This is a genomic window from Sediminimonas qiaohouensis DSM 21189, assembly GCF_000423645.1.
In the GTDB taxonomy this organism is placed as follows: domain Bacteria; phylum Pseudomonadota; class Alphaproteobacteria; order Rhodobacterales; family Rhodobacteraceae; genus Sediminimonas; species Sediminimonas qiaohouensis.
Genome location: NZ_AUIJ01000008.1, coordinates 39308 through 64756, shown reverse-complemented (window position 1 = coordinate 64756; position 25449 = coordinate 39308). Strand labels below are relative to the sequence as shown.

At 67.6% G+C, this 25449-nt stretch carries 20 protein-coding genes, 1 pseudogene and 1 riboswitch; of the genes and pseudogenes, 3 read left to right on the top strand and 18 right to left on the bottom strand.

Annotation, left to right across the window (positions count from 1 at the left end):
• Positions 1-11 precede the first annotated feature (11 nt).
• Entirely contained in the window at positions 12-1388 is a 1377-nt protein-coding gene (locus tag G568_RS0108705; protein ID WP_026757659.1) for an aldehyde dehydrogenase family protein, read from the top strand.
• 3 nt (positions 1389-1391) lie between these two features.
• On the top strand, positions 1392-2537 hold the full coding sequence (locus tag G568_RS0108700) for an iron-containing alcohol dehydrogenase (protein WP_026757658.1): 1146 nt from the start codon (positions 1392-1394) through the stop codon (positions 2535-2537).
• A gap of 230 nt (positions 2538-2767) precedes the next feature.
• Here G568_RS0108700 and G568_RS0108695 read toward each other — a convergent pair whose 3' ends face one another.
• From G568_RS0108695 to G568_RS0108680, 4 genes are read right to left on the bottom strand one after another with little or no spacing between them, the layout of a single operon-like run.
• Entirely contained in the window at positions 2768-3151 is a 384-nt protein-coding gene (locus tag G568_RS0108695; protein ID WP_157084343.1) for a hypothetical protein, read from the bottom strand.
• Positions 3148-6258 carry an efflux RND transporter permease subunit gene (locus G568_RS0108690; protein ID WP_026757656.1) on the bottom strand — a complete coding sequence of 1037 codons (3111 nt, stop codon included), beginning with the start codon at positions 6256-6258 and terminating at the stop codon, positions 3148-3150. Before G568_RS0108690 ends, G568_RS0108695 begins: the two co-directional genes overlap by 4 nt.
• The gene (locus tag G568_RS18570; RefSeq protein ID WP_051202874.1) at positions 6255-7583 is read right to left on the bottom strand and encodes an efflux RND transporter periplasmic adaptor subunit; all 1329 of its coding nucleotides are present in this window, start codon (positions 7581-7583) and stop codon (positions 6255-6257) included. The genes G568_RS0108690 and G568_RS18570 overlap by 4 nt, the downstream gene beginning before the upstream one ends.
• Positions 7580-8197, bottom strand: a complete 618-nt coding sequence (locus tag G568_RS0108680) for a TetR/AcrR family transcriptional regulator (protein WP_051202871.1) — start codon at positions 8195-8197, stop codon at positions 7580-7582. Before G568_RS0108680 ends, G568_RS18570 begins: the two co-directional genes overlap by 4 nt.
• A gap of 194 nt (positions 8198-8391) precedes the next feature.
• Between G568_RS0108680 and G568_RS18565 the strand changes: the two genes are divergently transcribed.
• Entirely contained in the window at positions 8392-10932 is a 2541-nt protein-coding gene (locus tag G568_RS18565; RefSeq protein ID WP_051202869.1) for a heavy metal translocating P-type ATPase, read from the top strand.
• A 235-nt stretch (positions 10933-11167) separates the two neighbouring features.
• Here the strand turns inward: G568_RS18565 and G568_RS20685 are convergent, their stop codons facing one another.
• The 14 genes and pseudogenes from G568_RS20685 to G568_RS0108605 all read right to left on the bottom strand — a co-directional run bounded on the left by G568_RS20685 (position 11168) and on the right by G568_RS0108605 (position 25115).
• Positions 11168-11452 carry a DUF6525 family protein gene (locus G568_RS20685; protein ID WP_026757654.1) on the bottom strand — a complete coding sequence of 95 codons (285 nt, stop codon included), beginning with the start codon at positions 11450-11452 and terminating at the stop codon, positions 11168-11170.
• Positions 11452-12054: a DUF1826 domain-containing protein gene (locus G568_RS0108665; RefSeq protein WP_026757653.1), complete on the bottom strand. Its 603-nt coding sequence runs from the start codon at positions 12052-12054 to the stop codon at positions 11452-11454. The genes G568_RS20685 and G568_RS0108665 overlap by 1 nt, the downstream gene beginning before the upstream one ends.
• A gap of 11 nt (positions 12055-12065) precedes the next feature.
• Positions 12066-13284: pseudogene (locus G568_RS18560) on the bottom strand (GTP-binding protein).
• A gap of 68 nt (positions 13285-13352) precedes the next feature.
• Complete coding sequence (locus tag G568_RS0108655; RefSeq protein ID WP_026757652.1) at positions 13353-14036, bottom strand: ZinT family metal-binding protein; 684 nt, start codon at positions 14034-14036, stop codon at positions 13353-13355.
• A gap of 303 nt (positions 14037-14339) precedes the next feature.
• Positions 14340-14548: riboswitch (cobalamin riboswitch) on the top strand.
• 612 nt (positions 14549-15160) lie between these two features.
• Positions 15161-16183, bottom strand: coding sequence for a TonB family protein (locus tag G568_RS0108650; RefSeq protein ID WP_026757651.1), 1023 nt, complete (start codon positions 16181-16183; stop codon positions 15161-15163).
• Positions 16180-16563: an ExbD/TolR family protein gene (locus tag G568_RS0108645; protein ID WP_026757650.1), complete on the bottom strand. Its 384-nt coding sequence runs from the start codon at positions 16561-16563 to the stop codon at positions 16180-16182. Before G568_RS0108645 ends, G568_RS0108650 begins: the two co-directional genes overlap by 4 nt.
• 3 nt (positions 16564-16566) lie before the next feature.
• Entirely contained in the window at positions 16567-16941 is a 375-nt protein-coding gene (locus G568_RS0108640; protein WP_026757649.1) for an ExbD/TolR family protein, read from the bottom strand.
• Position 16942: 1 nt separating this feature from the next.
• Positions 16943-18043: a MotA/TolQ/ExbB proton channel family protein gene (locus tag G568_RS20680; RefSeq protein ID WP_245582921.1), complete on the bottom strand. Its 1101-nt coding sequence runs from the start codon at positions 18041-18043 to the stop codon at positions 16943-16945.
• The gene (locus tag G568_RS0108630) at positions 18040-19098 is read right to left on the bottom strand and encodes a siderophore-interacting protein (protein ID WP_026757647.1); all 1059 of its coding nucleotides are present in this window, start codon (positions 19096-19098) and stop codon (positions 18040-18042) included. Before G568_RS0108630 ends, G568_RS20680 begins: the two co-directional genes overlap by 4 nt.
• Positions 19099-19115: 17 nt before the next feature.
• Positions 19116-19907 (bottom strand): ABC transporter ATP-binding protein, encoded by a 792-nt coding sequence (locus G568_RS0108625; protein ID WP_037373905.1) that lies wholly within the window; start codon positions 19905-19907, stop codon positions 19116-19118.
• Positions 19908-19941: 34 nt separating this feature from the next.
• Positions 19942-20955, bottom strand: coding sequence for a FecCD family ABC transporter permease (locus G568_RS0108620; protein ID WP_245582920.1), 1014 nt, complete (start codon positions 20953-20955; stop codon positions 19942-19944).
• Positions 20955-21980: a FecCD family ABC transporter permease gene (locus tag G568_RS0108615; protein WP_026757644.1), complete on the bottom strand. Its 1026-nt coding sequence runs from the start codon at positions 21978-21980 to the stop codon at positions 20955-20957. The genes G568_RS0108620 and G568_RS0108615 overlap by 1 nt, the downstream gene beginning before the upstream one ends.
• Complete coding sequence (locus G568_RS0108610) at positions 21970-22962, bottom strand: ABC transporter substrate-binding protein (RefSeq protein WP_026757643.1); 993 nt, start codon at positions 22960-22962, stop codon at positions 21970-21972. The genes G568_RS0108615 and G568_RS0108610 overlap by 11 nt, the downstream gene beginning before the upstream one ends.
• 56 nt (positions 22963-23018) lie before the next feature.
• A complete protein-coding gene (locus tag G568_RS0108605; RefSeq protein WP_026757642.1) occupies positions 23019-25115 on the bottom strand; it encodes a TonB-dependent siderophore receptor in 2097 nt (698 codons plus the stop codon).
• Positions 25116-25449: the final 334 nt, after the last annotated feature.

Genomic DNA, 25449 nt, shown 5'->3' with positions numbered 1-25449 from the left:
AAAGGATTGCCGTGACCAAGACGTTAACCTGCATTTCGCCGATTGACGGCTCCGTCTACATGGAGCGCCCCGCGCTGTCGCGCGACGCGGCCGAGGCGCGCGTTGCCGCCGCCCGCGCGGCACAGCCCGAATGGGCCGCGCGACCCTTGGACGAGCGCGTCGCGCTGGTGCGCGCCGCCGTCGCCAAGGTGGGCGAGGATACCGCCCTGATGGCCACCGAATTGGCCCACCAGATGGGCCGCCCGGTGCGCTACGGCGGCGAGTTCGGCGGTTTTGAGGAACGCGCCTCCTACATGGCCGACATCGCGGACGACGCCCTCGCGCCGATGGTGATCGAGGACAGCGCCGCCTTCACCCGCAAGATCACGCGCGAGCCGCATGGCGTGGTGTTCGTCGTCGCCCCCTGGAACTACCCGTGGATGACCGCGATCAACACCGTCGCGCCGGCCCTGATTGCCGGCAACGCCGTGGTGCTCAAGCACGCCACCCAGACCCTCCAGGTCGGCGAGCGGCTGGCCGAGGCGTTCCATGCCGTCGGCGTGCCCGAGGACGTGTTCGCCAACGTCTTCCTCGATCACGACACCACAAGCGCCCTGATCGCGGGGCGGGCGTTCGATTTCGTCAACTTCACCGGCTCCGTGCGCGGCGGCCAGGAAATGGAACGCGCCGCCGCCGGCACCTTCACCCCCGTCGCGACCGAGCTGGGCGGCAAGGACCCCGGCTATGTGCGCGCCGACGCCGATGTCGCCGCGGCGGTTGATGGCCTGCTGGACGGCGCCTTCTTCAACTCGGGGCAGTGCTGCTGCGGGATCGAACGGATCTACGTGCACGAGGATCTGTTCGACGCCTTCGTCGAGAAAGCCGTCGAAACCGTGCGCGCGATGAAGCTGGGCAATCCGTTGGATCAGGACACCACCATCGGCCCGATGGCCAACCGCCGCTTCGCCGACGAGGTCCGCGCCCAGATATCCGAGGCCGTCGCCGAAGGCGCCACTGCCCATATTGACACGTTCCCCGAAGATGACGGCGGCACCTACCAGACGCCACAAATCCTGACCGGGGTCGATCACAGCATGCGCGTGATGCGCGATGAAAGCTTTGGCCCCGTCGTGGGCATCATGCCGGTCAGCGGCGATGACGAGGCGATCGCGCTGATGAACGACAGCGATTTCGGCCTCACCGCCGCGATCTTCACCCATGACGCGGACGCCGCCGAACGGATCGGCCAGCGGCTGCAAACCGGCACCGTGTTCATGAACCGCTGCGACTACCTCGATCCGGCATTGTGCTGGACCGGGTGCAAGGATACCGGGCGCGGGGCGGGCCTGTCGGTTCTGGGCTTCCATGCGCTGACCCGTCCCAAATCCTACCATTTGAAGAAGGGCTGAGTGATGAAACTTGTCGGGAACTGGACCTATCCCACCGCCGTGCGTTTTGGCGCCGGGCGCATTTCCGAAATTGCTGATGCCTGCACCGCGGCGGGCATGTCCAAGCCGCTGCTGGTCACCGATCGCGGCCTTGCCACGATGGACATCACCGAGAAAACCCTTGCCCTGCTGGACGAGGCCGGCCTTGGCCGCGCCATGTTCTCCGAGGTGGACCCCAACCCGAACGAGCGTAACGTCGCCGCCGGGCTCGAGGTGCTGCGCGAGGGCGGCTACGACGGCGTGATCGCCTTTGGCGGCGGCTCGGGGCTGGACCTGGCCAAGGTGCTGGCCTTCATGGCCGGGCAGCGCCGCTCGCTTTGGGATTTCGAAGATATAGGCGACTGGTGGACCCGCGCCGATGCCGATGCCATCCTGCCGATCGTGGCGGTGCCCACCACCGCCGGTACCGGCTCCGAGGTGGGGCGCGCGGGCGTCATCACCAATTCCGAGACGCATGAGAAAAAGATCATCTTCCACCCCCGGATGCTACCCGCGGTGGTGATCTGCGATCCCGAACTGACCGTCGGCATGCCGCCCGCGATCACCGCAGGCACCGGCCTTGATGCGTTCGCCCACTGCGTCGAGGCGTTCTGCTCGCCCCATTACCACCCGATGAGCCAGGGCATCGCCCTCGAAGGGATGCGCCTGGTCAAGGAGTACCTGCCGCGCGCCTACGCAGATGGCGCCGATATCGAGGCCCGCGCCCACATGATGAGCGCCGCCGCCATGGGTTCGACCGCCTTCCAGAAGGGGCTGGGCGCGATCCATGCCCTCAGCCACCCGATCGGGGCGCATCACCACACCCATCACGGCACCACCAACGCCGTGTGCATGCCCGCGGTGCTGCAGTTCAACCGCCCCGCCGCCGAAGGGGTGCTGACCGATGCCGCCAACTACCTTGGCATCGCGGGCGGCTTCGACGGGTTCGCGGCCTTCGTGGATCAGCTCAACGCCAGCCTCGGTATCCCCCGCACGCTAGGCGTGCTGGGCGTCACCAACCCCGACCTGGACGTGCTGACCCGATCGGCGCTGTCCGACCCCAGCGTCGGCGGCAACCCGGTCGAAATGACCTACGACAACACCCGCGCCCTGTTCGAGGCGTGCTTGTAGGGGGCAGGGGCAGGGGCAGGCTCTGCCCCCGCCCGAATAGCGCCCGAAGGGCGCAGGGCGAGCGCCTGCCCGTTCCGGCGGGCTGGCGCTTTGGCGGTGTAGCGCTGCCATTGAAATGTTGGAGGTATGTGGCGGGATAAAGTGCCTAGCTCGGTCGTCGCAGCGCCATCCCACGGGCAGGCGCTCGCCCGGCTTGCGCTATCTTCTCACGGGCATCTGCGTACGTCAGGTCAGCCTTCGTCGCCGCGCCGCAACGCCAACGCCGCGATCCCCACCCAGACCGCGCTGCGCAGGGTCATTGCTGCCACCGTTCGCATTTCGTAGGCGCCCCCGCTCATCACGTGACCCCCGAACGCCGCGAACACCAGAATCGTTGCCGCCGCGATGGCCAGCGCCAGCCGCCCCGCCCATTCGGCCCCGCGCAGCAGGCCCAGACCCGCCAGCACATAGGCGAACCCGGCGCCGAAGTTGAACCACAGGACAAAGCCCACGACATCGCCCATCGCGGCGCGGTTCAGCAGCGCCCTGCCGCCCGACACGACGGTCAGCGCCCCGAAAATCAGCGCGACACCCCCTGCAACGCGCACCGCTCTTTTGCGCATGCCCGGCCTCATGCGGCGTCTCCTTCATCCTCGCCACCCGCCCGCGCCAGCCCCAGATCGTCCAGGATGGCATAGAACGACGGCAGCACCATCAGAACCAGTACCGTCGAAACCAGCAGCCCGAACACCACCGAGATTACCAGCGGCTTTAGCGTCTGCGCTTGCGTGCTGGTCTCGGCCAACAGCGGCAAAAGCCCCATGATTGTGGTCGATACCGACACCAGGATCGGGCGGAACCTGTCGCGGCTGGCCTGGCCCGCCGCCTGTACCAGCGCCATGCCATCCGCCGCGCGTTCCTTGATCACCTGCACCATCAGGATGGCGTTGTTCACCACGATCCCCGCCAATGATGCCGCACCCACCAGCGATGGCATCGCGATGTTGTACCCCATCGCCATATGCCCCCAAACCACCCCGATCAGGGCCAGCGGAATGGTGATCATCACGATCACCGGCTCGGCATAGCTGCGGAACTGGTAGGATAGCACCACGTAGATCCCCACCAGCCCGACCAAGAACCCCCGCAGGATCGAGCCCACGGTTTCCGCCGAATTGGCGCTCTGCCCGCCGATCTCGTATCGCAGGCCCTCTGTCCGCTCGGCCAACGCCGGCAGGAACCCGGCGCGCAGTTCGCTCACGATGGCATCGGCGTTGCCGATGCGCCCGTCGACATCCGTCTGCACGGTCAGCGTGCGCACCCCGTCCACGTGGGTAACCGAGGCCCAGCCGCGCGCTTCCTCGATCCGCGCCACCGTGGTCAGCGGCACCGTGCCGCCGTCGGGCAGAGCGATGTTGAACTCCCGCAGATCCGCGCGCGAGTCGCGGTCCAGCGCATCGGTGCGCAGCTCCACCTCATGCGCGATGTCGCCCTCCTGCACCGTGCCGATCACCTGGCCCAGGAAGGCCGCGCCAAGCTGCCCCGCCACGTCCTCCGCGCTCAGGCCCAGTGACGTCGCCCCCTCGGCCAGCACCAGCCGCAATTCCGGCTTGCCGGGGCGCAGATCATGCGTGGCGTTGTAGACCCCGGCATAGCTGCGCACCTCGTGCAGCAGGGCGTTGCCCGCGCGCTCCAGCACCTCCAGGTCCGCCGCCATAAGGCGGATTTCCACCGCGATACCCTGCGGTCCCATGCCCGGCTCGGTCAGGATGATGTCCACCGGGCCGGGAATATTGCCCATCTCCGTGCGCCACTGCGCGATGATCTGGTCCAGCGTTGTCGCCCGTGTCTCGGCGCCCAGAAGATCGGCGCTGACCGTGGCGACATGCGCGCCACTGATCGCCGCCGTTGCGTTCTGGCTGAACCGTGTCTGCACGCTGCGCACCAGCGCCGCGCCACCCGGCTGATCGGGGCTGAAGCGGGTATTGACCGCTTCCAGCGCCTTGATCACCCGCGCGGCCACCGCCTCGGTCCGGTGCAGGGGCGTGCCCTGTGGCATCTCGATCCGCGCCTCAAGGACATCGCCGTCAATCGCCGGCATCGCCTCGCGCTTGATATACCCGCCCGCCAGCATGGCGATGGTCACGATCAGCACCGCGATCGTCCCCCCCGCCGTCAGGTAGCGCCAGCGGATCGCGAAATCGGCCATCCGCCCGACGCCCCCCTCGCGGACCCGCTCAAAGCCCCGGTCGAACCGCGCGCGCAGGTTTGAGGGCGGTGTTTCCGCCGATTTCAGGCCATGCGACAAGTGATGCGGCAGGATCCAGAACGCCTCGGCCAGCGACGCGATCAGCGCCGCGATCAGGACCACCGGCAGCACCTCCAGCACCGCGCCCAGCTCGCCCGACAGGAACGACAGCGGCCCGAACACCGCCACCGTCGTCGCAAAGGATGACAGAACCCCCGGCATCACCCGGCGCGCGCCCGCAACGGCCGCCTCCAGTCGCGTCGCACCGCCCGCCGAGGCATCGGCGATCGCGTCCGAGATCACGATGGAATCGTCCATCACGATCCCGATCGCCATCAACAGCGCCACCAGCGTGATCATGTTCACCGACAGCCCCATCAGCGCCATTCCCGCAAACGCCCCCATGAACGCCACCGGCAGGCCCATTGCCGCCCATATGGCGAAACCGGGGCGGAAAAACAGGCTCATCACCGCGACCACCAGGACCAGGCCGATAATCCCGTTCTGCACCAGCATGAACAGCCGTTCGCGCACGATGCTGGTCATGTCCTGTACCATTTCCACCCGCAGGCTGCCGGGAACGGCGGCCCGTTCGCGCGCCACCAGCGCGGTCACATCGTCCAGCACGTTCAGCGCGTCCGCCTCCAGCGGCTTGTGCACCTGCAGGAAAATCGCGCGCTGCCCGTCCATCTGCGCGCGCTGCTCGGGGGGCTCATAGGTTTCCTCGATCTGCGCGATCTCGCCCAGCATCAGGTCGCTGCCGCCGGCCCCCGACAGCACGATCAGTTCGGACAGCTCGGCCGCGCTGCGCCGCTCGTCGGCGAACCGCAGGCGAATGTCGCGCGCCGGGGTCTGCAGCGTGCCCGCCGGACGGTCCACGCTCTGCGCGCCGATGGTCCGCGCCAGCGCCGCCGCGCTTAGCCCGTGGCGATCCAGCTCGGCGCGCGGGATGGTGATGCGGAACTGCCGCTCGCCCAGCCCCGACATGTCGACTCGGGCGACCCCGTCCAGCGCGGCCAGACGGTCCTGCAATGCGCTGGCATAACGGTCCAGGTCGCGCAGCGGTATGTCGCCCGCCACCGCGACGGATGTCACGATATCGGTGCGATGCAACGCGCGGGTGATCGGCGGATCTGCGGCATCGGGCAGGTCGTCGATCGCCCCCACCTCGGTGCGCAGATCGTTGACAAAGCGTAGCGGATCGCCCCCCGGCATCATCGTGGCCACCGCGCGGGCGACATTGTCCTGCGCGGCGCAGGTCAGCTCCTCAAGGTTCTCGACCGGCTGCAACCCGTCCCAAAGCCGCCGGCAAATCGCATCCTCGACCTCGGCCGCCGAGGCGCCGCGATAGGTCACGGTGATCTCGGCCTCGGTGGCGCGGAAATCGGGGAATGTCTCGCGCTTCAGGGTGGGCGCCGCCATCACCCCCACCACCAGCATCAGCACCAACAAAAGGTTGGCCGCCGTCGGATGCGCGCCGAACCAGCGGATCATTGTCCGCCCTCCGTCGCCCCGTCCGGGGCGCCTTCAGCCACGCTTAGCGGCATGCCGGGCAGGGCGGGCACCAGGTCCTCCAGAACCACCTCCTCGCCGCCCTCAAGGCCCTCGGCGATCACCGCAAGGCCCTGCTGCCGGTAGGCGACGGTGACCTTGCGCAGCTCCAGCCGCCCGTCGCCGTCGCGCAGGTACACTGTGTCGCCGCCATGCACCGCGTGATCGGGCAGGGCAATGACCGGCGCGCCCTCGGGGCCGGTCAGCGTCAGGCGCACATACATGTTCGGCACCAGCGGCAGGCGCAACGGCGGCGCCGCCCCGGCATAGGGCGCGTCCACCACGACCACCACCGGCACCGTGCGCGCCCGCGGGTCCAGTGCGTTCTCGATCCGCTCGACCCGGCCCTGCCATTCCTGCCCCGGATCGGCCACCAGCGTCACCTTGGCATCGATCCGGCCCGCCGCGCGCTCCAGGGCGTCCTGCCCGGTGCCGTCGTCTGCGCGGGCCCCGGCCATCAGGCGCGGAAACGCATCCAGCGGCATCTGCGCGGTCACCTCGGCCCGCGCGATCCCGTCGCCCGAAACCAACGGCTGCCCCGCCGGCACGAACTGGAACTGCTGCACCGATACTTCCGCCACCCGCAGATCGAACGGCGCGGTGATGCGCGTCTTGCCCAAATCGCGCTCGGCCCGCGACAGGGCCGCCTTGGCGCGCGCGATCTGCGCTTGCAGGCGGGCGCGGCGGCTTGGGATCAGGCCCAGCGTGTTGGAAAGCTCCGCCACCCCCCGCTCGATTCCCAACGCGGCACGCTCTTGCTCGTCGGCGCGCGCCTTGGGCGCGGTGCCTTGCTCCACCAGGTTCCGGGTCCGTTCCAGATCGCCGCGCGCCAGCGACAGCCGCCGCTTTTCCAGCTCCAGAATGCGGGCGGTGTTGTCCTCTTCCACCTGCAACTGGTCCATCTCGGCGCGCAGCGCGGCCAAATCGGCCTTGGCCTGCGCGCGGGCCAACTCGTAACTGCTGGGATCGATGCTCAGGACATGCGTGCCCGCATCGATCACGTTGCCGGTGTCCAGGTCGGGATGCCGGTAGGTCACGATCCCCGCCACCTCGGACACCGAGGACCAGCGCCGCGCCGGGCGCACATTGCCAAATCCCTGAACCACCGGCGCCAGCGGCTCTGCCTCGGCGCGCAACGTGGTGACCACCGCGCCGCGCTCGGCCTGCTCCACGCGTTCGGGCGGCTCGCTGTTGATGATCAGCCAGGCGGCCACGCCCACGCCAATCGCGATGGGGGGCAGCAAACGCAACAAGCGCATGGGCTTCATGGCATCTCTCCACTGTCAGGCGCCCGCATCAGGCGCAATTGCAACTCTATCAGGCGGGCGGCCTCGGCTTCCAGATCGAAGCCGCGCTTCGACAGGGTCCACCGTAGGGCCAACCCCTGCAGCAGCCCCATCAGCAACAGCGTCGCATCCCCCGGCGCCACATCATCGCAGAGCGTGCCATCCCGCATCGCCCGCGTGATCAGCGCCTCGATCCGGGCGTGAAACCCGGCCATGATCCGCGTGTGAATGGGTCGCGTCACCGTCTCGGCGGCCAGGTGTCCGGGGCTGAAGATCAGGTTCGGTATCGCCGGGGTCCGCGCGATCAGGCCCGCCTGCGCCCTGAGTAGCGCGCGCAACTGCGCCGCGGGCGGTCCGCCTTGCGCCTCGGCCGCGTCCCACGCGGCGCGCGCGCGGGCCTCGATCTCGTCCATGACCCCGGCCCATAGCGCATCCTTGGTGGCGAAATGCCGAAACAGCGCCGAATGACTGACCCCGACATGCGCCGCGATTGCCGCCGTGCTCAGGCCACCCGGCGACTGCGTGTTCAGTAGCTCCAGGACCGCGCTGGTAATTTCGGCGCGCCGAATCTCGGCTGGCTTGCGGGTGCGTGACATGGCGGACTCGCGTTGTAAGTGATTGCTCACTAACATATCCACATCGAATTGCAATCACCCGGCCCGCGACAAATTGGCGGAAAATTCACGAACGCCCCTTGACCTTCCAGCTAGGGGAAGCCCCACCTGTTCTGCAAACGCCGGCGATCCCATCCGGGCCGCGCCGCCACATCGCAACGAACGGGGGAATACCCATGCCCGATACGACACAACTCCGCCTCTCGGTCGAAGGGATGTCTTGCGCCTCTTGCGTGGGCCGCGTTGAGCGCGCCCTCAACGCCGTCGATGGCGTTAGCGATGTCTCGGTCAACCTAGCCTCGGAAACCGTGCAACTGAGCCTCGGCGCCCCCGCCGATATCGCCAGTGTCGCCGCCACCCTGGACGAAGCCGGATACCCCGCGCGCCGCGGACGCGTGCGCCTGAGCGTCGCGTCGATGTCCTGCGCGTCCTGCATGGGGCGGGTGGACCGCGCGCTTGCCGCGGTGCCCGGCGTGCTGTCGGTTAACGTCAACCTGGCCTCGGAAACCGCGACCGTGGACTATGTTGAGGGCGCGGTCACCGTGGACGACCTGATCCGCGCGGCCACCGACGCGGGCTACCCGGCCGAAGCCACCGAAGACACCGCCGCCGCGCAAGACACCACCGACCGCAAACAGACCGAAGCGCGCGAGATGGCCCGCCACATGACGCTGGCCGCTGTGCTGGCGCTGCCGGTGTTCGCGCTGGAAATGGGCGCGCACCTGATCCCCGGCATGCACGAACTGATCGGCAGCACCATCGGCCATCAGACCAGTTGGCTGATCCAGTTCGTGTTGACCACGCTGGTGCTGATCGGGCCGGGGCGGATGTTCTACACCAAGGGCTTTCCGGCGCTTCTGCGCGGCGCGCCCGACATGAACAGCCTTGTCGCTGTCGGCACCTCGGCGGCGTATCTCTATTCCGTCGTGGCCACCTTCGCGCCCGCGTTGCTGCCCGAGCAATCCCGCGCCGTGTATTTCGAGGCCGCCGCCGTGATCGTCGTGCTGATCCTGCTGGGCCGCGCGCTTGAGGCACGCGCCAAGGGCCGCACCGGCGCCGCCATCCGCGCGCTTGTAGGCCTGACGCCCCGCACCGCCACCGTGCTGCGCAATGATACTCCGCACGAGGTCCCCATCGACGAGATCCAGACCGGCGATCTGCTGCTGGTTCGCCCCGGCGAGCGGATCGCGACCGATGGCGAAGTGACCCAGGGCAGCGCCCATGTCGACGAAAGCATGATCACCGGCGAACCGGTGCCGGTCCTCAAATCCCCCGGCGATCCGATCACCGGCGGCACCGTCAACGGCGCCGGCAGCCTGCGCTTCCGCGCCACCCGCGTGGGCGCCGATACCACCCTGTCGCAAATCATCCGCATGGTCGAACAGGCGCAGGGCGCCAAACTCCCCATTCAGGGGCTGGTGGATCGCGTCACGCTGTGGTTCGTGCCCGCCGTGATGACGGTTGCCGTGCTGACGGTGCTGGTGTGGCTGCTGATCGGGCCGGCCCCGGCGCTGACCATGGCGTTGGTTGCTGGCGTGTCGGTGCTGATCATCGCGTGCCCTTGCGCCATGGGGCTGGCCACGCCCACGTCGATCATGGTCGGCACCGGGCGGGCGGCCGAAATGGGCGTGCTGTTTCGCAAGGGCGACGCGCTGCAGGGGCTCGGCTCGGTCGACGTGGTCGCGCTCGACAAGACCGGCACGCTGACGCGCGGGCGCCCCGAGTTGACCGACATGATACTGACGGAATACAGCCCCCTTGACCGCCCCCGTGTCCTGTCCCTCATAGCCGCGCTCGAGGCGCAGTCCGAGCACCCCATCGCACAGGCCATCACCCGCGCCGCCGAGGCCGAGGATGCCACCGGCCCGCGCCCGAACGTGACCGATTTCGCTGCAATCACTGGCTACGGCGTGCGCGCAAACGTGGACGGGCACGATGTCCTCGTCGGCGCCGACCGCCTGATGACGCGCGAAGGCATCGACATCTCCGCGCTTCAGGATCGCGAAAAGGCGCTGGCCGAACGCGGCCGCACCGTGCTTTTCGCCGCGATCGACGGGCAGGCAGCGGCCCTCGTCGCCGTGGCCGACCCGCTCAAGCCCGCCAGCGGCGCCGCGATCGCCGCGCTGCACGATCTGGGGCTGTCGGTGGCTATGATTACCGGTGACAAGCCCGAAACCGCCCGTGCCATCGCCGCCGAGACCGGCATCGACCACGTCATCGCCGGGGTGCTGCCCGATGGCAAGGTGTCGGCGCTCGATGATCTCGCCAAGGGCGGGCGCCGGGTGGCCTTTGTTGGCGACGGGATCAACGACGCCCCCGCGCTGGCACGGGCCGATGTCGGCATCGCCATCGGAACCGGCACCGATGTTGCGATCGAATCCGCCGACGTGGTGCTGATGTCGGGCGACCTGCGCGGCGTGGTCAACGCGTTCCATGTCTCGCGCCACACCATGCGCAACATTCGGCAGAACCTGTTCTGGGCATTCGGCTACAACACCGCGCTGATCCCGGTCGCGGCGGGCTTGCTCTATCCCGCCTTCGGGCTGCTTCTGTCGCCGATCCTGGCCGCGGGGGCGATGGCGCTTTCGTCGATCTTCGTGCTGAGCAACGCGCTGCGCCTGCGTCGCCTGCGCCCGGTGATGGACGAGGGCCACAGCCCCGCCCACCCCGAGGGCCAAGGCGAGGCGACGGCCAAGGCCGAACCCGCCGCCGCCTGATCCCGGCGGGGCGGCATCGGGCCACTTCAGGTGCGGACACCTCCACATAGGGGCTGCTTGAGAGGGAAGGGCGGAGAGCCGTCATTCGCTGCAGGTTGCGCGAATGGCCGCAAGGCTCAAGAAGACGCGGTTGATGCGCAAGCTGCAGCCGTTTCGAGGCCGCGCTCTTCTCCTTGCGCGTCATCGTAAGGCGGAGCCCGTACCGAATGCACCACGCGCGCTTGGCGGGCTCGTGTCAAAGCGCAGAGCGCATACCCCAGACCTTAGACGCATCTCTTTCCAACATCGCCCGCTCGATCCTGCTGAGCCTCTCGCGGGCCGCCTTGGTGTCCCCGCCGTAGTCTTGCAGCGCGCGCTGCCAAGCGCGCCGCGCCGAACGGGGAAACCAAGGGAGCGCCGCCTCGGCCAGCCAGGCGCGGAGCTCCGGAGGAAGCCTGTCATAGGCCGCCATCGGATCGCCGATACGGGTTCGGCGACGCAGGCTGCTGCGTGCGTTCCCGCGCCGCGTGATCCGCGCCATCAGCCGGGCTCGACCGCGTCGATGACCAGCAGTAGACGTGTTTCACCGCGTCCGGCGATAGGCCGAGAGCGGTGGGTCAGCCCGCAGGGGGCATCCCCGAACCACGCCGCACCCCGAAAGAGTCCGACCCATCCGGACTTCATCCGGTTGATCTGTTCGGGCTCGCCATCGTTGCACGCCTTGCCGTACTCGGTGCCCGCTCCGCGATAGGTGCAGAGAAGCCGAGCCGGTACGTTGTCGAGGTGAAACTTCCGGCAGGCATCGTCGCGCACAACGTCGAGCCGCAGCGCCACCCGGCGCGCGCCCATCACCTCGGCGAACCGCATCGCGAGAGACTGAATATCCGGGCAGAGCCAGCCGCGGTCGGCGCCGCCAGGCAACTCGACCCGCGTGCAGGCGGCCTCAACGGCGTCGCGGACCGCATGCACCGGAATCTCGGTGCGCAGGGCAGGAAGCTGCCCGGGCTGCAGGCGGTCGAGCCAGCCTTGCGCCGCCGCACTCACGTGCCGTTCCCAGATCGCGGCAGCGCAGCCCCGGGCGTGGATGCGCTCAAGCACCTCCGGTACGTTATCGCTGAGGAAGGTTGCAGCCGTCTGCTGCATAGCCGCCCCCATCACGCCATCTCCGGCGCGCGCCGCCACGCGGGAAAGGGATCGTCGAGGCCTGTCCAAGCGTCGGGCGTGAAGTCCTCGGCGCCCTCCAGCAGGGCTGCATCCAGCGCGGCCGTTATCGCGGCCTTGTCCATACCTGCGCCGATGAAGACCAGTTCCTGCCGCCGGTCGCCGAAGGGGGCTTGCCAATGCCGTTCGATGTAGGCCACGGCCTGCGGGTGATCCGGCCGGCGCTCGGGCGGCACGGTGGCCACCACATTCCCAGCGGACGGATGCTGCTGAGCGCACCGGCGAGCGAGAATTCCGCCAACCAGTCAGGCCGCGTCGCAACCCAGAAATGCCCCTTGGCGCGCAGGACGCCCGGCAGCGGGCCGTTCAGGACATCGTGTAGCTTTTGCGGGTGGAACGGCCGCCGTGCCCGGTAGACGAAGGACGAGACGCCGTATTCCTCGGTCTCGGGCACGTGGTCGGCGAAGCCATAGAGCTCTTTCGCCCAGAGGGGGTGGCCATGAGCGCCTCGAAATCGAAGAGGCCCGTGTCAAAGATCCGCGACTGCGGGACGCGGCCGTAATCGGTCTCGAGGATCTGCGCGTCGGGATTGAGGACCCTGACGATCTTGCGCGCAGCGTCGAGTTTTTCCGCGTCCGCGTCGCTGACCTTGTTGAGGATCACGATGTCGGCGAATTCGATCTGGTCGACGAGCAGGTCGACCAAGGTGCGATCGTCGGCCCCGCCCATCTCCTCGCCACGGTCCTTGAGGAAATCGTGGCTGGCGTAGTCCTTGAGCAGGTTCACCGTGTCCACGACCGTGACCATGGTGTCGAGCCGCGCGACGTCCGACAGGCTCTCGCCGCCCTCGTTCCGGAACTCGAACGTGGCCGCGACGGGCAGGGGGTCGGAGACGCCGGTGGATTCGATCAGCAGGTAGTCGAACCGCCCCTCGGCGGCGAGGCGGCGGACCTCCTGCAGAAGGTCGTCGCGCAGGGTGCAGCAGATGCAGCCGTTCGTCATCTCGACCAGCTTTTCCTCGGTCTGGCTCAGATCGGCGCCGCCGTCGCGGACGAGGTCGGCGTCGATGTTCACCTCGGACATGTCGTTGACGATGACCGCAACGCGACGGCCTTCGCGATTGTTGAGCACCTGGTTCAGAAGCGTGGTCTTTCCGGCGCCCAGGAAGCCCGAGAGGACGGTGACGGGAAGGCGGGTGTCACTGGGGGGCATGTCGGTTCCTTCGGTGATGGCCGTCTCAGCGCGAAGGCGGCCCCGCGGGGCCGCCCGAGGGTATGGGCTCAGTGGGCCATCATCTCTTCGGCCACCTCTTCGCCGCCGAGGTCGGCGGGATAGTAGGTCGGCCAGTTGGTCACTTCCTTGAGCAGCGCCGCTCGGTCGTCGCCCCAGTAGAGGTGGAAGTGCCCGGCGTCGGTGGGGGCGATCGCGTGGTCGCTGAACTGGATGTAGTCGGGCGCCTCGGCGTCACCGCCGGTCTTCTCGAAGATGTAGCGGACGCCGCGGTTGCCGGCCTCGTAGGTCAGCACCTCATGCCCGTCGTCGGCATAGTGGCCCTGTAGAGGTGTCCCGTCCTCGAAGAAGGTGACGCTGTCGCCCTCGATGAGGATACGCTCGACCTTGGTCGCGTAGCCGGTCTGGTAATAGGCGGTGTATTCGGCCGCGATCTTGTCGCCATGCGCGGCCTTGTGCGCCATGACCGGGTCGAGTGTGCCGTCCTGCAGCAGCGGGAAGACCGACTGCCAGTCGCCGGCCCAGTCCGAGAGATCGCGGGCCTTGATCTGGTCGTCGTCGAAGTAGCCGTTGTAGATATCATCGTCGCTGTGCTCGTGGGCGTGCTCTTTCGAGTGGTCGTGATCGTGGTCCGTCGCACCGTCGCTGCCACTTTCCGCAAAGGCCTGCGCGGAGAGGGCGATCAGTGCGCCGGCGGCGAGCATGGTGACGTGCTTGGCGAATGCCTTCTGCATGAGTGTCTCCTGTGGTCCTAAGGTTCGGTTTTCCTGCGATTCGTTATGTTATGTCATAACGTTCCACCAGTAGCGACAATCGCTGGTACTGACAACCGCATGTCAGGATCGGGTCGGATGAGGGGCTACGCCACAAGAGCCAACCAAGAGGACAATGCGAGTTCGTCAGGAGAGCAAAGTAAAGACTACCACGCCAGCCTGACACACACGGGTTGGCCCCAATGTTCCCGCCGCGCGGCTAAGAGCAAAGCCGCCCTTGCCGGCTCCAGCGAGTTTCACGCCTTGACGGCCGCCGCGGGCCCATGCTGTTTGCAGCATGTCGGTTCTCCGAGAGGAGATGAAAAGGGAACACGGTGAGGCGTAGCCATCAAGCACCGAGACCGTGACTGCCCCCGCAACTGTAAGCGGATAGCGACGCCGGACAAAGTCACTGTTGCGCCAGAGCGCGACGGGAAGACCCGGCCAAGCGATGACCCGCAAGTCAGGAGACCTGCCGGCATGACAACCGTAGCACCGGGCGGGGTTGCCCGGGGGAAGGACTGCCGATGACCATGCCACACCCCGTAACGGGACCGCTTAGCGCGGGCCGCCGCGGGCTGACGTCCGGCCCATTCACGCCGCCTGCCAGCCCGAATGCCCGGATTGACTAGGTCCGGAGAGCTTTGATCTTGACCTGCAAAACCACCCTTATGGCCGCGCTGTTGAGTTGCGCCGCGGTGCCATTGGCGTTTGCCCATTCCACGGAATATCCCCTGGCTCTGCAGAACTGCGGCAGCGAGCTTCAACGGCGGAGCAACAGACTTTCCCTACATGTCAGGATTGATGGCTTGTCGAGGGCCAGGGACGGTGTGGACCATTCTCGACTGTGTGCGCTCCCTGGATCGTCGCGCCAACTACCAACCGAACAGAAGCGCATATGGCCGCCCAGGACTACGAAGGGCGGTTAGCGGTCTTTTGCTGCGGATGCGAGCTTACTGATGATAGCTACAGAAGCGGACTTTCAGCGCAAAGTCCCGCAATTCTAATGCCAGCTTTCATGCGACAGTCACCCACTCATTCTTGCGACGGTCACCAAGCGGCTGGCCGAGACAGTCGGCACTGCTGCCGCCGCTTTGGCAGCTCTCTCACCGCTTCAGCACTATGGCCAGCGCGAAGGTATAGGCGTCGCGCGGCAATTCGCGGGGCGCCGGGGGGAACCGACCCGCGCGGCGCACGGCGTCAAGGGCGGCCTGGTCCAGGACCGGATTGCCCGAGGAGCGCCGGAGATTGACGCCCAGCAACGCCCCGGTGCGCGAGATCGAGATTGCGAGGCTCACCTGTCCGGACGCATTCGTGCCGCGGGGATAGCGCTTGGCGCGTTCGATCCTGGACCGGACCTTGGCGCCCCAGACGGCTTGCGCCCTGGCCTGTTGGCCCTTCGATGCCGTGGCCGTATCCGCGCGCCCTTTTTGTCCCGCCTGGCTGCTGCCGCCGGATCCCGCGGCCCGCTGCGCGACGCGCCCGGGCGAGGTCTGCTCGGCCTTGCGCGCGGTCTTGGGCACATCTGTCGGCCGTGGTGCGTTCGGGCGCTGTGGCGGGCGCAGCGACGTGGTGGGGGCGACTTCTGACGGCTGGGGAGGCGCCGGCGCTGTGTCCACCGACGGTGCCCTGGTCATTTGTTGGGGCGGGCCGGCCCTTTTCGGCGCGTGCGTTTCCGGCGGCGACATTTCGGCCCGTGGCAGATCGGGCGCGGGCATCGGGGTCTCAGGAGCATTCGGACGGGCGATGTCCTGCTCGCTCGTCTGAGGGCGCGGCAGGGCGGCTTGCGGGTCGAGCTGGAGCGCCTCCGGTTCGGCCGGCGGCAGCGCGGTCATGCGCATCTCGGCCCGCGGCGCCTTTGCCAGATTCATGCGTGGCAACTGGGCGGCGGGGGCGGTCAGAGCAGGCGCAGGGCGCAGCTCCGGCTGATGAACCGGCGTCTGCGGGGGCGGGCGGTTCCAGGTCTCGACCATTTCGGCCACAGTCGCGTCGGCCGCCTTGAGCGAGACCAATGCCGTTCCGCCGGACCCGCCTGCGTCATGGCCCTCCTCGGAGGTCCGAGCAAACAGAGCGACATGAACCAGTATCGCAAGCGCTGAGAAGGCTGCCATTTCGACCAGGCGTTTCATTTATGTGCAACCACCAGTTCGACGCGTGACAGGCCCGCCTGCGACAGATCGCGTAGGATCGCGGCGAGCTTTTTCGCCTCCAGCCCGGAATCAGCGCGTAACTGGATGACGAAACCTTCTTCCTGCTGCCCGGCCAGGGCGGCGATTGCTTGCGACCCTTCATGTCCGTCAAAGACGATCCGACCCTCGGCGCTGACGAAAAGGACCGGTTCCGCCTCCACTTCCGCGTCTGTCTCCGCTTCCGGCGGTGTCACCTCGAAAGGTTCGGGCGAGGCCAGTTGCGAGGTCATCAGGAAAAAGATGAGCAACAGGAATACCACGTTGATCATGGGCACGATGGATTCGCCGCGGGGACGCTCGGGCGGTTCACTCAGATCCATGTCTCACTCCACCAGAACAAGCGCGGTAAACCCCGCGCCGCGCAGCTCTTCGCTGACGCTGACCACCCGCTGAAGTTCGGCGCCCTCTTGGCCGCGCAGGATCACCATGTCGGTGGGGCTGCTCATCAGCGGCTGTAACGCGGCTGGCAGGTCATCGACGGGCCGGCCATTAAGCGCCACCGAGGCCGGGGAGATGTCCACCAGGCGCGGCGGGCCGTTGTAGCTGTCCCCGCCGGACGCGGCGAGCGGGAGTGGCATCATCGCCTCTGTCCCGAAGCGCGAGGCCAGCATGAAGAAAACGAGGAGCAGAAAGACCACGTCGATCATGGGCGTAAGGCTGGGCTTGCGCCGGGGGCGGGCGGGGGACGTGAATTGCATCTCATTCGGCCGCGAGTTTCAGGGCCTCGGGTTGCGCGGCGATGAAGACGCGCACCGCATTGTCCTCGATGTCGCGGCGCATCCGCTCCACCACCGACTCGAACCATGTCAGCGCCGCCGAAGCCGGGATCGCCACGGCCATACCGGCCGCGGTGGTCAGAAGCGCCTCCCAGATGCCGCCGGCAAGCAGGGCCGGATCGGCGCGCGATCCCGCGGCCTGCAACGCCTGGAACGCGGCAATCATGCCCAGAACCGTGCCCAGAAGCCCCAGCAGAGGCGCGATGGTGGCGATCAGTTCCAGCGCCCCCAGCCCGTCGCGCGCCGAGGCCAACCGGCGTTTGGCGACGCGCGCGGTTTCTTCGCGCGCCGCCTCCCCGGAAAGCCGCTCGAGGCTGCGCAGGGTGGTCGCCATGACCTGCGAGCGGATTCCGCGCCGCCTCTCAACCAGGGCGAGCGCGCTGGCTGTGTCGCCGTGCTGATACGCCTCGACCGCGCGGTCGGCCTTGCCGCGCGACCACGCGCCCATGAGCGCAAGACGCCAGGCCTTCCATAAGATCAGCGCGAGTGTGGCCACGGACAGCGCGGCAATGGCCCAGATCGCAGGGCCGCCATTGCGCAGAAAGGTCAGCGCACGTTCCACTGCGGTTTCCATCGCCGTGAGGAACGGCTCGGCCGCCTCATCCGGCGCCACCGCGGGGGAGCCGGCGGCCTCGGGCGCGCTCTGCGCTCGGGAGGGGTCGGTTTGCGTCCCGCCGCTTGACCCGACGGATGTGGTTTCGGTCGGGGGCGTTACCGCGCCGTTTTCCGACGTCGCTTCGGCCGGCGCAATTTCTGTTTCGACCTGGGGCGCGGCGGCCTCCGGGGATGCCTTGGCAGGGCGATCTGCGGTTTCCGGTTCGGGAGCGGCCAGCGCCGGCGCCTCGCCGGTGATTTCGGGCGGTTGGGGCGCATCCTGAGCCAAGGCCGTGCCGGCAAGCGCCCATAGGGTCAAGACGGCGCAGGCCGTGGGGCTTGCGGTGGCTGCGTTGCGGCGCCCGAGCGCCGTATGAGGGCGGGAGGCCGTGCGGTGTCTAAAGAGAGTCATGACGTTGTTGATCTTCATGTCCAGTTACCTTGTGTCCAGAACGCGGCGACGTAGTGGTCGCGGAGATCGACCCCATTGGCCTTGCACCAGACGCGCAATTTCTGTGCGCCTGCCTTTTCGGCCGCAAACCACAAGCTGTGCGCTTCATGGGTTGCCCGCTCGGCAATGGCACGGTCGGCCAGTCGCGTGGACGACTCTCCCGCGCGCCAGTGCACCTGCACCCCCGGGTGGGTGGGCAAGGGGTATCCGCACGCCGCACCGACTCGGGCGCTCAGGACGGCGTGCCCGGTCGCCTCCGGCGGCAACGCTTCGAGAATGCGGGCCGCGGCAGGAAACCCGGTTTCGTCGGCGTAAAGCGTGATCCCGAAGGTTTTCGGTATCCCGCCGCCCCCCGGTCCGGTCAGCCCGACGCGAGAGCCGATACGGACGGACCGCGCCCAGTCGGTGGCCCGCCCGCCCTCATGAACGAATAGATCAAAGGTCAGCTCGCCGCGTGTCATGTCGATCTGGCGCACGGTGTAGACCGGCCGGTGCAGCGCTTTCTCACCTTTGGGCCAGATCGTCGCACCGTTGGCAGCGATACGGGGCCATTCGGGCTCGGCGTCACCCGGCGCCGGCAGGACCAGGCGGAAGTGGATCGCGTCATCGCCGAACGCCGACAGATCCTCTGCACCGACCGTGACGCGCAGAAAATCCCGACCGACCGCCGTGATCGCCCGGATCTCGACGAACTGGAAATTCGGGGGGCGGATTCCCTCCGGCAAAGCGTCCGACCATCGCATCTCCTCAACTGCGCCGGTGTGCAGGGCGGATACCTTTTCGGTCAGAGCTTCCTTGAGGGCGAAGAGCCAATCCGCCCGGGGCGATTCGATCGACGCGTGGGCCTTTCCGGCCTGAGACACCAACGTGTAGCGGCCATAAGCGGTCAGCACCGCCACGCCTCCGTTAGCTTCCTGCATGACCTCCAACCCATGCTCTAGGGCCTCCGCGATCATGGCCTCGCGCAGGCGTGCCGGGTCCAGACCCGGGAGCGCGGTCTCGGCGCGGTGGGCGAAATCGATATGTCGGGACATGGTCACGGGCATCTCCTTCAGGCGGGAATGACATGGGGGTGGCCGTGGACCGGATCGGAGATCACGGTGCAGGGCAGCGAGAAGATGTCTTGCATCATCTCGGCGTTGACAACTTCGGCGGGGGCGCCCTGGTGGCGCACCCTGCCGTCCCGGAGGGCGACCATGTGGTCGGCGAAGCGGGCGGCAAGGTTGATGTCGTGAAGCACCATCGCCACGGTGCGGCCGGTGTCGTGGTTGAGCTTGCGGATGAGCGTGAGAAGCTCGATCTGGTGGGGTAAATCGAGATAGGTCGTGGGCTCGTCCAGAAGCAGAAGATCGGTGTCCTGTGCCAACGCCATCGCGATCCACGCGCGTTGCCGTTGACCGCCCGACAACGTGGCAAGCGATTGAAAGGACATTCCTTTCAATCCGGTCAGGCACAAGGAGCGGTCCACCGCCTCGGCATCCTTGCGGGACCACTGACGCAATGCGGATTGGTGCGGGGTGCGCCCGCGGCGGACAAGGTCCAGAACGGTCAACCCCTCGGGCGCCAACGGCGACTGAGGCAGGATCGCGAGTTGCCGCGCAACGGTACGCGAGCGTTGTTTCCCGATGGGTTGTCCATCGAGCGAGACCTGCCCGCTCCCCACCGGCGTCAGCCGGGCCAGGGCCCGCAACAGTGTCGACTTGCCGCAGGCGTTGGGGCCGACGATGGCCGTTACCTTGCCGGCCGGAATGTCCAGCGACAGGCTGTCGAGCACCGATCGACCGGGATAGTCGACCGAGATCGCCTCGGCCCGCAGACGGCATTTCGTTCCGTTTGGTACCATACTCAAAGGACCCCTTGTCCGTTTTGTACACGCATCACAGCCGCCCCTTCCTCGCCTGAACCCACAGGAGCCAGACCAGAACGGGCGCGCCGACCATCGCGGTGAAGACACCGGCAGGCAGCTGAACCATCGGGATCGAGCGCGCCGCCAGGTCTGCGCCCAGCGTGACCGTTGCGCCCGTCAGCGCGGCGGCCGGAAGGGCGGGTCCGCCGCTTCCGGTCAGGCGCCTTGCGATTGGACCGGAGACGAAGGCGACGAACGGCAGCGGGCCCGCCACGCTCACCGCCAGCGCCACCAGTGCGACCGCCAGTGCGGTGACGGCCAGCCGGAGTGGCGCGAGCGGCAGGCCCAGGCCGACGACCGTGTCGTTCGAGAAGGTCATCCGCGCGAGCGGGAAGCCGAGCCAGAGCGCGATGGGTGCCAGCATGGCCAGACCGCCCCAGACCAGCGCGACCTCGGCCGGGCCGCGGGCATGCAGCGTGCCGGTAAGCCAACGGGCCATGTCGGCGGCGGTGTTCTCGTCGGTATAGCTCAGCAGCAGATCGGCCGCCGCGCCCAGCGACAGGCTGGCGCCGAGACCCACGAGGATCAGCCGGTACGTGTCTAGCCCGCCGCGCCAGGCGAGCGCGACGACGGCCATGGCCGCCAGCGCCCCGCCGGCCAGGGCGCCGGCCAGGATCATCCCCCCGGTTAGCAGCACCGCAAGGAGCGCGCCCGCGTTCGCGCCAGCGGTGAACCCGATGATGTCTGGCGCGGCCAGCGGGTTGCGCAGCATGGTCTGGACCATCGCGCCCGCAAGCCCCAGTGCCGCGCCGGCCCCGATCGCGGTCAGGATGCGCGGCAGACGGTGATCCAGAACGATCATGGCCGGGATCGCATCGGCGCGGCCGGTCAGCGCCTGCCATATGCCGCCGGGGGTGATCGGATAGCTGCCGATCAACAGCGCCGCCACGGCGGCCAGCGCCACGAGGGCCAGCAGCCCGACCCCGGCGATCAGCGGACGCCGGTGTACGGCAAGGGAAACGGGACCGAAACGGAGCGTCTGCATCACAGCCTGCGCCCCCCGGTTCTGCGGACCAGCCAGATTAGGATCGGTCCGCCGATCAGCGCCGACATCACACCCGCCTGCATGGTGCCTCCGAACAGCGCCGAGCGCCCGGCCAGATCGGCCAGCACCATCAGGCCCGCACCGAAGATCCCGGCACAGGGGGCGAGCCACAGAATGTCCTGACGCATCACGGCGCGCGCCATATGGGGTACGATCAGGCCGACAAAGGCAATCGGTCCGGCCAGGGCCACCGTGCTTGAAGAAAGCAGCACGATGGCCAGACCGCAGAGCAGTTTCGCCCCGCCCACATTCACGCCCAGCCCACGCGCGGTATCCTCGCCCAGAGCCAGCGCATCGATCAGCGTGGCGGCGGCCAGCGCGACCAGAACGCCCGCGACGAAGAATGGCCAGAGCGCGGCCAGCGTTCCAAGGGTGACGTCGTCGAACCCGCCAAGAACCCAGAAACGATAGGTCTCAAGGCTTTGCCGGCTCATCAACACGAGACCGCGGATCATGGCGAGGAAGAAGGCGGTCAGCGCGGCCCCCGCCAGCAAGAGCCGCGCAGGGCTGGCCTGCGTGCCGCCACCCAGGGCAAAGACCGCCGCGGCGCCGAGCGCCCCGCCGCCAAACGCCATCCAGACATATTGGCCGGGCGCGGCCATCCCCAGCAGGAAGGTTGCCCCGATCACGCCGGCCGCCGCGCCTGCATTGATGCCCAGAAGCCCCGGATCGGCCAGCGGATTGCGGGTCATCCCCTGGATCAGCGCGCCCGCGATCCCCAGGGCGGCTCCGGCGAGAAGCGCCCCGACGAGGCGCGGTAGGCGGATCTCGCGGATGACGATCTGTTCCGGGTCGGTCGGATCGAAGGCGGTCAGGGCCCCGACCAGATCGGCCCAGTCCACGGGGCGATAGCCCAACCGTAGCGCCAGCAGGGCGAGCAGAACCAGCGCGGCAAGCGAAGCCAGCAGGACGAGCGGCCGCCGATCGGTTGCGGCGCGAAGGTGCCAAGTGGTGTCAGCGCGCATCGGACGCCCCCGGGGGGAGAATGCCGGCCTCCTGCGAGGTGGAAACCACGGTCGCCGGATCGCCGTCCATCGCTGCTTCGAGCAGGGGCACGAAGCGATCCAGCGCGTAATCGAGGCTGAGCGGGCTGGAATGCGACAATGCGGCCGAGAGCATGAGGCCTGAATAGATCTCGCGCCCCTGGGTATAGGCGCGCATGGTATCGCGCAGAGGCAGGTTATTGAGACGGTCGACCGAGCCGCCCGCGTCGAGCCAGATCAATGCGTCCACGTCGATGGGCGACAGGTCCTCGGGCGGGATCTGAACATAGGCGCGGTTGAGGCTGCCGCGCGCGTCGATGGCCGCGGGCACGGTGAAGCCCAGGTCGCGCAGCAGGCGGCCACGGATGTCGCGCGAGGTATAGGCACCGGTGCTGCCGGCCCAGACCATCGCGGCACTGGCGCCCTGCCAGTCGGGGTGGGCCGCCCGGATGCGGGCGATGCGGGCTTCGAGCCGGGCGATTTCCGCCTCGGCCCGGTTCGGGCGGCCCGTCACCGCACCGAGGGTGCGCAGCATGCCCTGCCAGGGTGCGCCATAAGAACCCCATTCGGCGCGATGGGCAATGGTAGGGGCGATCCGGGACAGCAGGCGGTAGTCGTTTTGGCTCATGCCGCTCCACTGGCCCACGATGAGGTCGGGTTTCATGGCGGCGATGGCCTCGATGTCGATCTCGCCCTGCATGACGATGGGCTCGGCGTCGCCCAGCGCCTCCTGCGCCCAGGGCCAGACGCCGTGGGGGTGGTTGCCGTACCATTTGCGCAATGCGTAGGGCTTCACCCCGAGGGCCAGAAGGAAGTCGTGACCGATGAAGCTGAGCGAGACGACACGGGTGGGACGGTCGGGGATCGTCGCGGTGCCGAAGGCGTGGTCGATGCGCACGGGAAAATCCTGCGCCGCAACAGGGGCGGCGAGCAGGGTCAGGCAAACGAAAAGCGTGCACAGCATCGCAAGGGTCCTGGAAAAGGGAGGTGACCCCTGCAACTGGGGCCACCCGTCGGAGTTCAGAAGGTGGAGGAGAGGGTCAGAAGTGCGGTCCGGCCCTCGCCGAAATAGCACGCGCCGCTCTGGCAGGTGGTGACGTAGCGCTCGTCGGTGAGGTTCGTGATGTTGAGCGCCAGACGCCAGTTGTCCCGCTCGTAGCCGATCGAGGCGTCTAACAGGGTGTAGGCCGGTGTGGCCTGCGTTCCGCTTCCGTCCCAGGAGGTGCCGGTATAACGCATACCGCCGCCGAACTGCCAACCCGGCAACATGTCGGCCGGCTTGTAATCCACCCAGAGCGAGGCCGCATGGCTGGGTGCTTGCGCGATGTCGAACCCTGCCGCGTTTTCGGTGCCCAGATAGGTATAGGCCGCCTGAAGCGACACGTTGCCAAAGCTTCGATAGGCTTCGATTTCGAGACCGCGGGCCGTTGTCTCGCCGGTTTGGATCTGGAAGCCGGGGTTGGCAGGATCCTGCACCAGCATGTTCGACTTGGTCAGGTCGAACAGCGCCGCCGAGAGCAGCATGTCCGTGCCGGCGGGCTGGTACTTGACGCCCAGTTCAACCTGTTCGCCTTCGGTTGGATCGAAAGGGTTTCCGGCCGCGTCGGTGCCGATGGCGTCCTGCTGGAAGCTGGTGGCATAGCTGAGATAGGGGGCGAGGCCGTTGTCGAACCGGTACATCACCGCCGCGTTGCCCGTCAATTTGTCATCCTCGGCCGCCGGTGTGGTGGTGCCGAAGCTGCCGTTGGACGCGCCGGTCTCGATGGCGCCATAGCGCAGGCCGAAATCGACGATCCAGCGGTCGAAGCTGGCGCGGTTCTGGGCGTAGACGCCCCATTCATCCACCGAGGTACCCGGCGTGTCGGTCACGGTGATCGGGTTGAACCCCGCGTAGACCGGGTTGAACGGGTCGATGGGCGCGACCTGGGCCCCGTAGCCGATGTCGGAATCATGGGTGCCACGCGTGTAGCTGGCCCCCAGGATGGTCCGCATCTGCACCCCTCCCAACGCGTATTCGGCGGTGGCGTAGCTGTCGAGTGCAAGGGTCTTCAGGTCGTTCTCGGCGCGATAAAAAGTCCGGTTGATCGTGCCGTCGGGATTGTAGCGCCCGTTGGCGAAATTGTCGAAGGCCCACCAGGCGTGCTGGTACTCGGCCTCGCCTTCGAGATAGCGAAAGTTCGCATTCATGCTCCAGGTCGCGTTGAAGCGGTGCTTGAACATGGCGGTGATGCTGCGCTGCTCGGTTTCGAACGTGTCGAAATCCGGCTCACCGATGAAGAGGCTGTTGGGCAGGAAGGCGCCGTTGCCGAAGCCGGTGGCGGGCTGCAGCGTGCCGTAAAGCGAGGCGAACTGGATCAGCGGGCTGCGGTCGGCGTCCTGGTAGTTGGCCAGAACCGTCAGCTCGGTATCCTCGGACGGCCGCCATGTGATCGACGGGGCGAAGGCAAGAACCTCGTCCTGCGAGAAATCCACCTGCGTCTCGGAATCCCGCGCCAACCCGACGAAGCGATAGCGCAGCGTGCCGCTTGCGTTCAGATCGCCGCTGACATCGACCCCGCCCTGCAGCCGGTCATGCGAGCCGACCTGCAACTGCCACAGGTTCGGGGCGTCCTGTGCCGCGGTCTTGGACGTGGTATTGACCACGCCGCCGACCGAGCCGCTGCCATAGAGGCCCGAGGCCGGGCCGCGCAGTATGGCGACGCTGTCGAGCATGAAAGGTTCGGGCGTGGTGTCGTTGTAGTATCCATAGCGGGCGGGCAGACCATCATGCAACGTCGTGGGGCTGAAGCCACGGACCAGAGACCAGTCCGACCGCGCGTCTAGTCCCCACTGTCCGGCGGTCACGCCCGGGGTGTATTTTAGCGCATCCTCTATCGTGCGCGCGCCGCGCTGCTGCAGTTGCTGTTTTGTCACCACGCTGACTGAACGCGGGGTTTCAGCAATGGCATCGCCGGTCTTGGTGATGGTGCCGGTGCTGGTGGCCACTGCTTCGCCGAAGAACCCGTCGGTCGCCTCGCCTTCGATAGTGATCTGCTCAAGTTCGATGGTGCCTTGCGCCAAGACCGGCATAGCCGCGACCAAGGCGCAGACGGACACAGCCGCGCGCGTAAAGAACATATCCCGTTCCCGTATTCTGATTTTCGGATTTTGCCTGGCGTCGCGCTGGGTCTCGGACGGGTCGATAAAACAACTCTCGGGAAAAGTAAACAAAAATAGTAGGGATTATATTTCGCCGCCGCCTCCGAAAGAATACTTCTTGAAAGGGGGTGCTATGCATTACGTAACGCTACACGCTGCAGCATCTTCAAGCGTGAGTGGGGGCCGCTCAAGGCCGATAGCGTCCACGATACCCAGCCGCCCGCAATGCGGATTTCGCGCCCGCCAACGCTGCGCGTCCCGTCCGAATAGCGCCCGCAGGGCGTAGGGCGAGCGGCCATGCCAGAGGCATGCT

Bases quoted from the DNA above. Each gene is read 5' to 3' on its own strand.
- G568_RS0108700 (WP_026757658.1), top strand. From the start codon at position 1,392: ATGAAACTTGTCGGGAACTGGACCTATCCCACCGCCGTGCGTTTTGGC.
- G568_RS0108695 (WP_157084343.1), bottom strand. From the start codon at position 3,151: ATGAGGCCGGGCATGCGCAAAAGAGCGGTGCGCGTTGCAGGGGGTGTC.
- G568_RS0108690 (WP_026757656.1), bottom strand. From the start codon at position 6,258: ATGATCCGCTGGTTCGGCGCGCATCCGACGGCGGCCAACCTTTTGTTG.
- G568_RS18570 (WP_051202874.1), bottom strand. From the start codon at position 7,583: ATGAAGCCCATGCGCTTGTTGCGTTTGCTGCCCCCCATCGCGATTGGC.
- G568_RS0108680 (WP_051202871.1), bottom strand. From the start codon at position 8,197: ATGTCACGCACCCGCAAGCCAGCCGAGATTCGGCGCGCCGAAATTACC.
- G568_RS18565 (WP_051202869.1), top strand. From the start codon at position 8,392: ATGCCCGATACGACACAACTCCGCCTCTCGGTCGAAGGGATGTCTTGC.
- G568_RS20685 (WP_026757654.1), bottom strand. From the start codon at position 11,452: ATGGCGCGGATCACGCGGCGCGGGAACGCACGCAGCAGCCTGCGTCGC.
- G568_RS0108665 (WP_026757653.1), bottom strand. From the start codon at position 12,054: ATGCAGCAGACGGCTGCAACCTTCCTCAGCGATAACGTACCGGAGGTG.
- G568_RS0108655 (WP_026757652.1), bottom strand. From the start codon at position 14,036: ATGCAGAAGGCATTCGCCAAGCACGTCACCATGCTCGCCGCCGGCGCA.
- G568_RS0108650 (WP_026757651.1), bottom strand. From the start codon at position 16,183: ATGAAACGCCTGGTCGAAATGGCAGCCTTCTCAGCGCTTGCGATACTG.
- G568_RS0108645 (WP_026757650.1), bottom strand. From the start codon at position 16,563: ATGGATCTGAGTGAACCGCCCGAGCGTCCCCGCGGCGAATCCATCGTG.
- G568_RS0108640 (WP_026757649.1), bottom strand. From the start codon at position 16,941: ATGCAATTCACGTCCCCCGCCCGCCCCCGGCGCAAGCCCAGCCTTACG.
- G568_RS20680 (WP_245582921.1), bottom strand. From the start codon at position 18,043: ATGAAGATCAACAACGTCATGACTCTCTTTAGACACCGCACGGCCTCC.
- G568_RS0108630 (WP_026757647.1), bottom strand. From the start codon at position 19,098: ATGTCCCGACATATCGATTTCGCCCACCGCGCCGAGACCGCGCTCCCG.
- G568_RS0108625 (WP_037373905.1), bottom strand. From the start codon at position 19,907: ATGGTACCAAACGGAACGAAATGCCGTCTGCGGGCCGAGGCGATCTCG.
- G568_RS0108620 (WP_245582920.1), bottom strand. From the start codon at position 20,955: ATGCAGACGCTCCGTTTCGGTCCCGTTTCCCTTGCCGTACACCGGCGT.
- G568_RS0108615 (WP_026757644.1), bottom strand. From the start codon at position 21,980: ATGCGCGCTGACACCACTTGGCACCTTCGCGCCGCAACCGATCGGCGG.
- G568_RS0108610 (WP_026757643.1), bottom strand. From the start codon at position 22,962: ATGCTGTGCACGCTTTTCGTTTGCCTGACCCTGCTCGCCGCCCCTGTT.
- G568_RS0108605 (WP_026757642.1), bottom strand. From the start codon at position 25,115: ATGTTCTTTACGCGCGCGGCTGTGTCCGTCTGCGCCTTGGTCGCGGCT.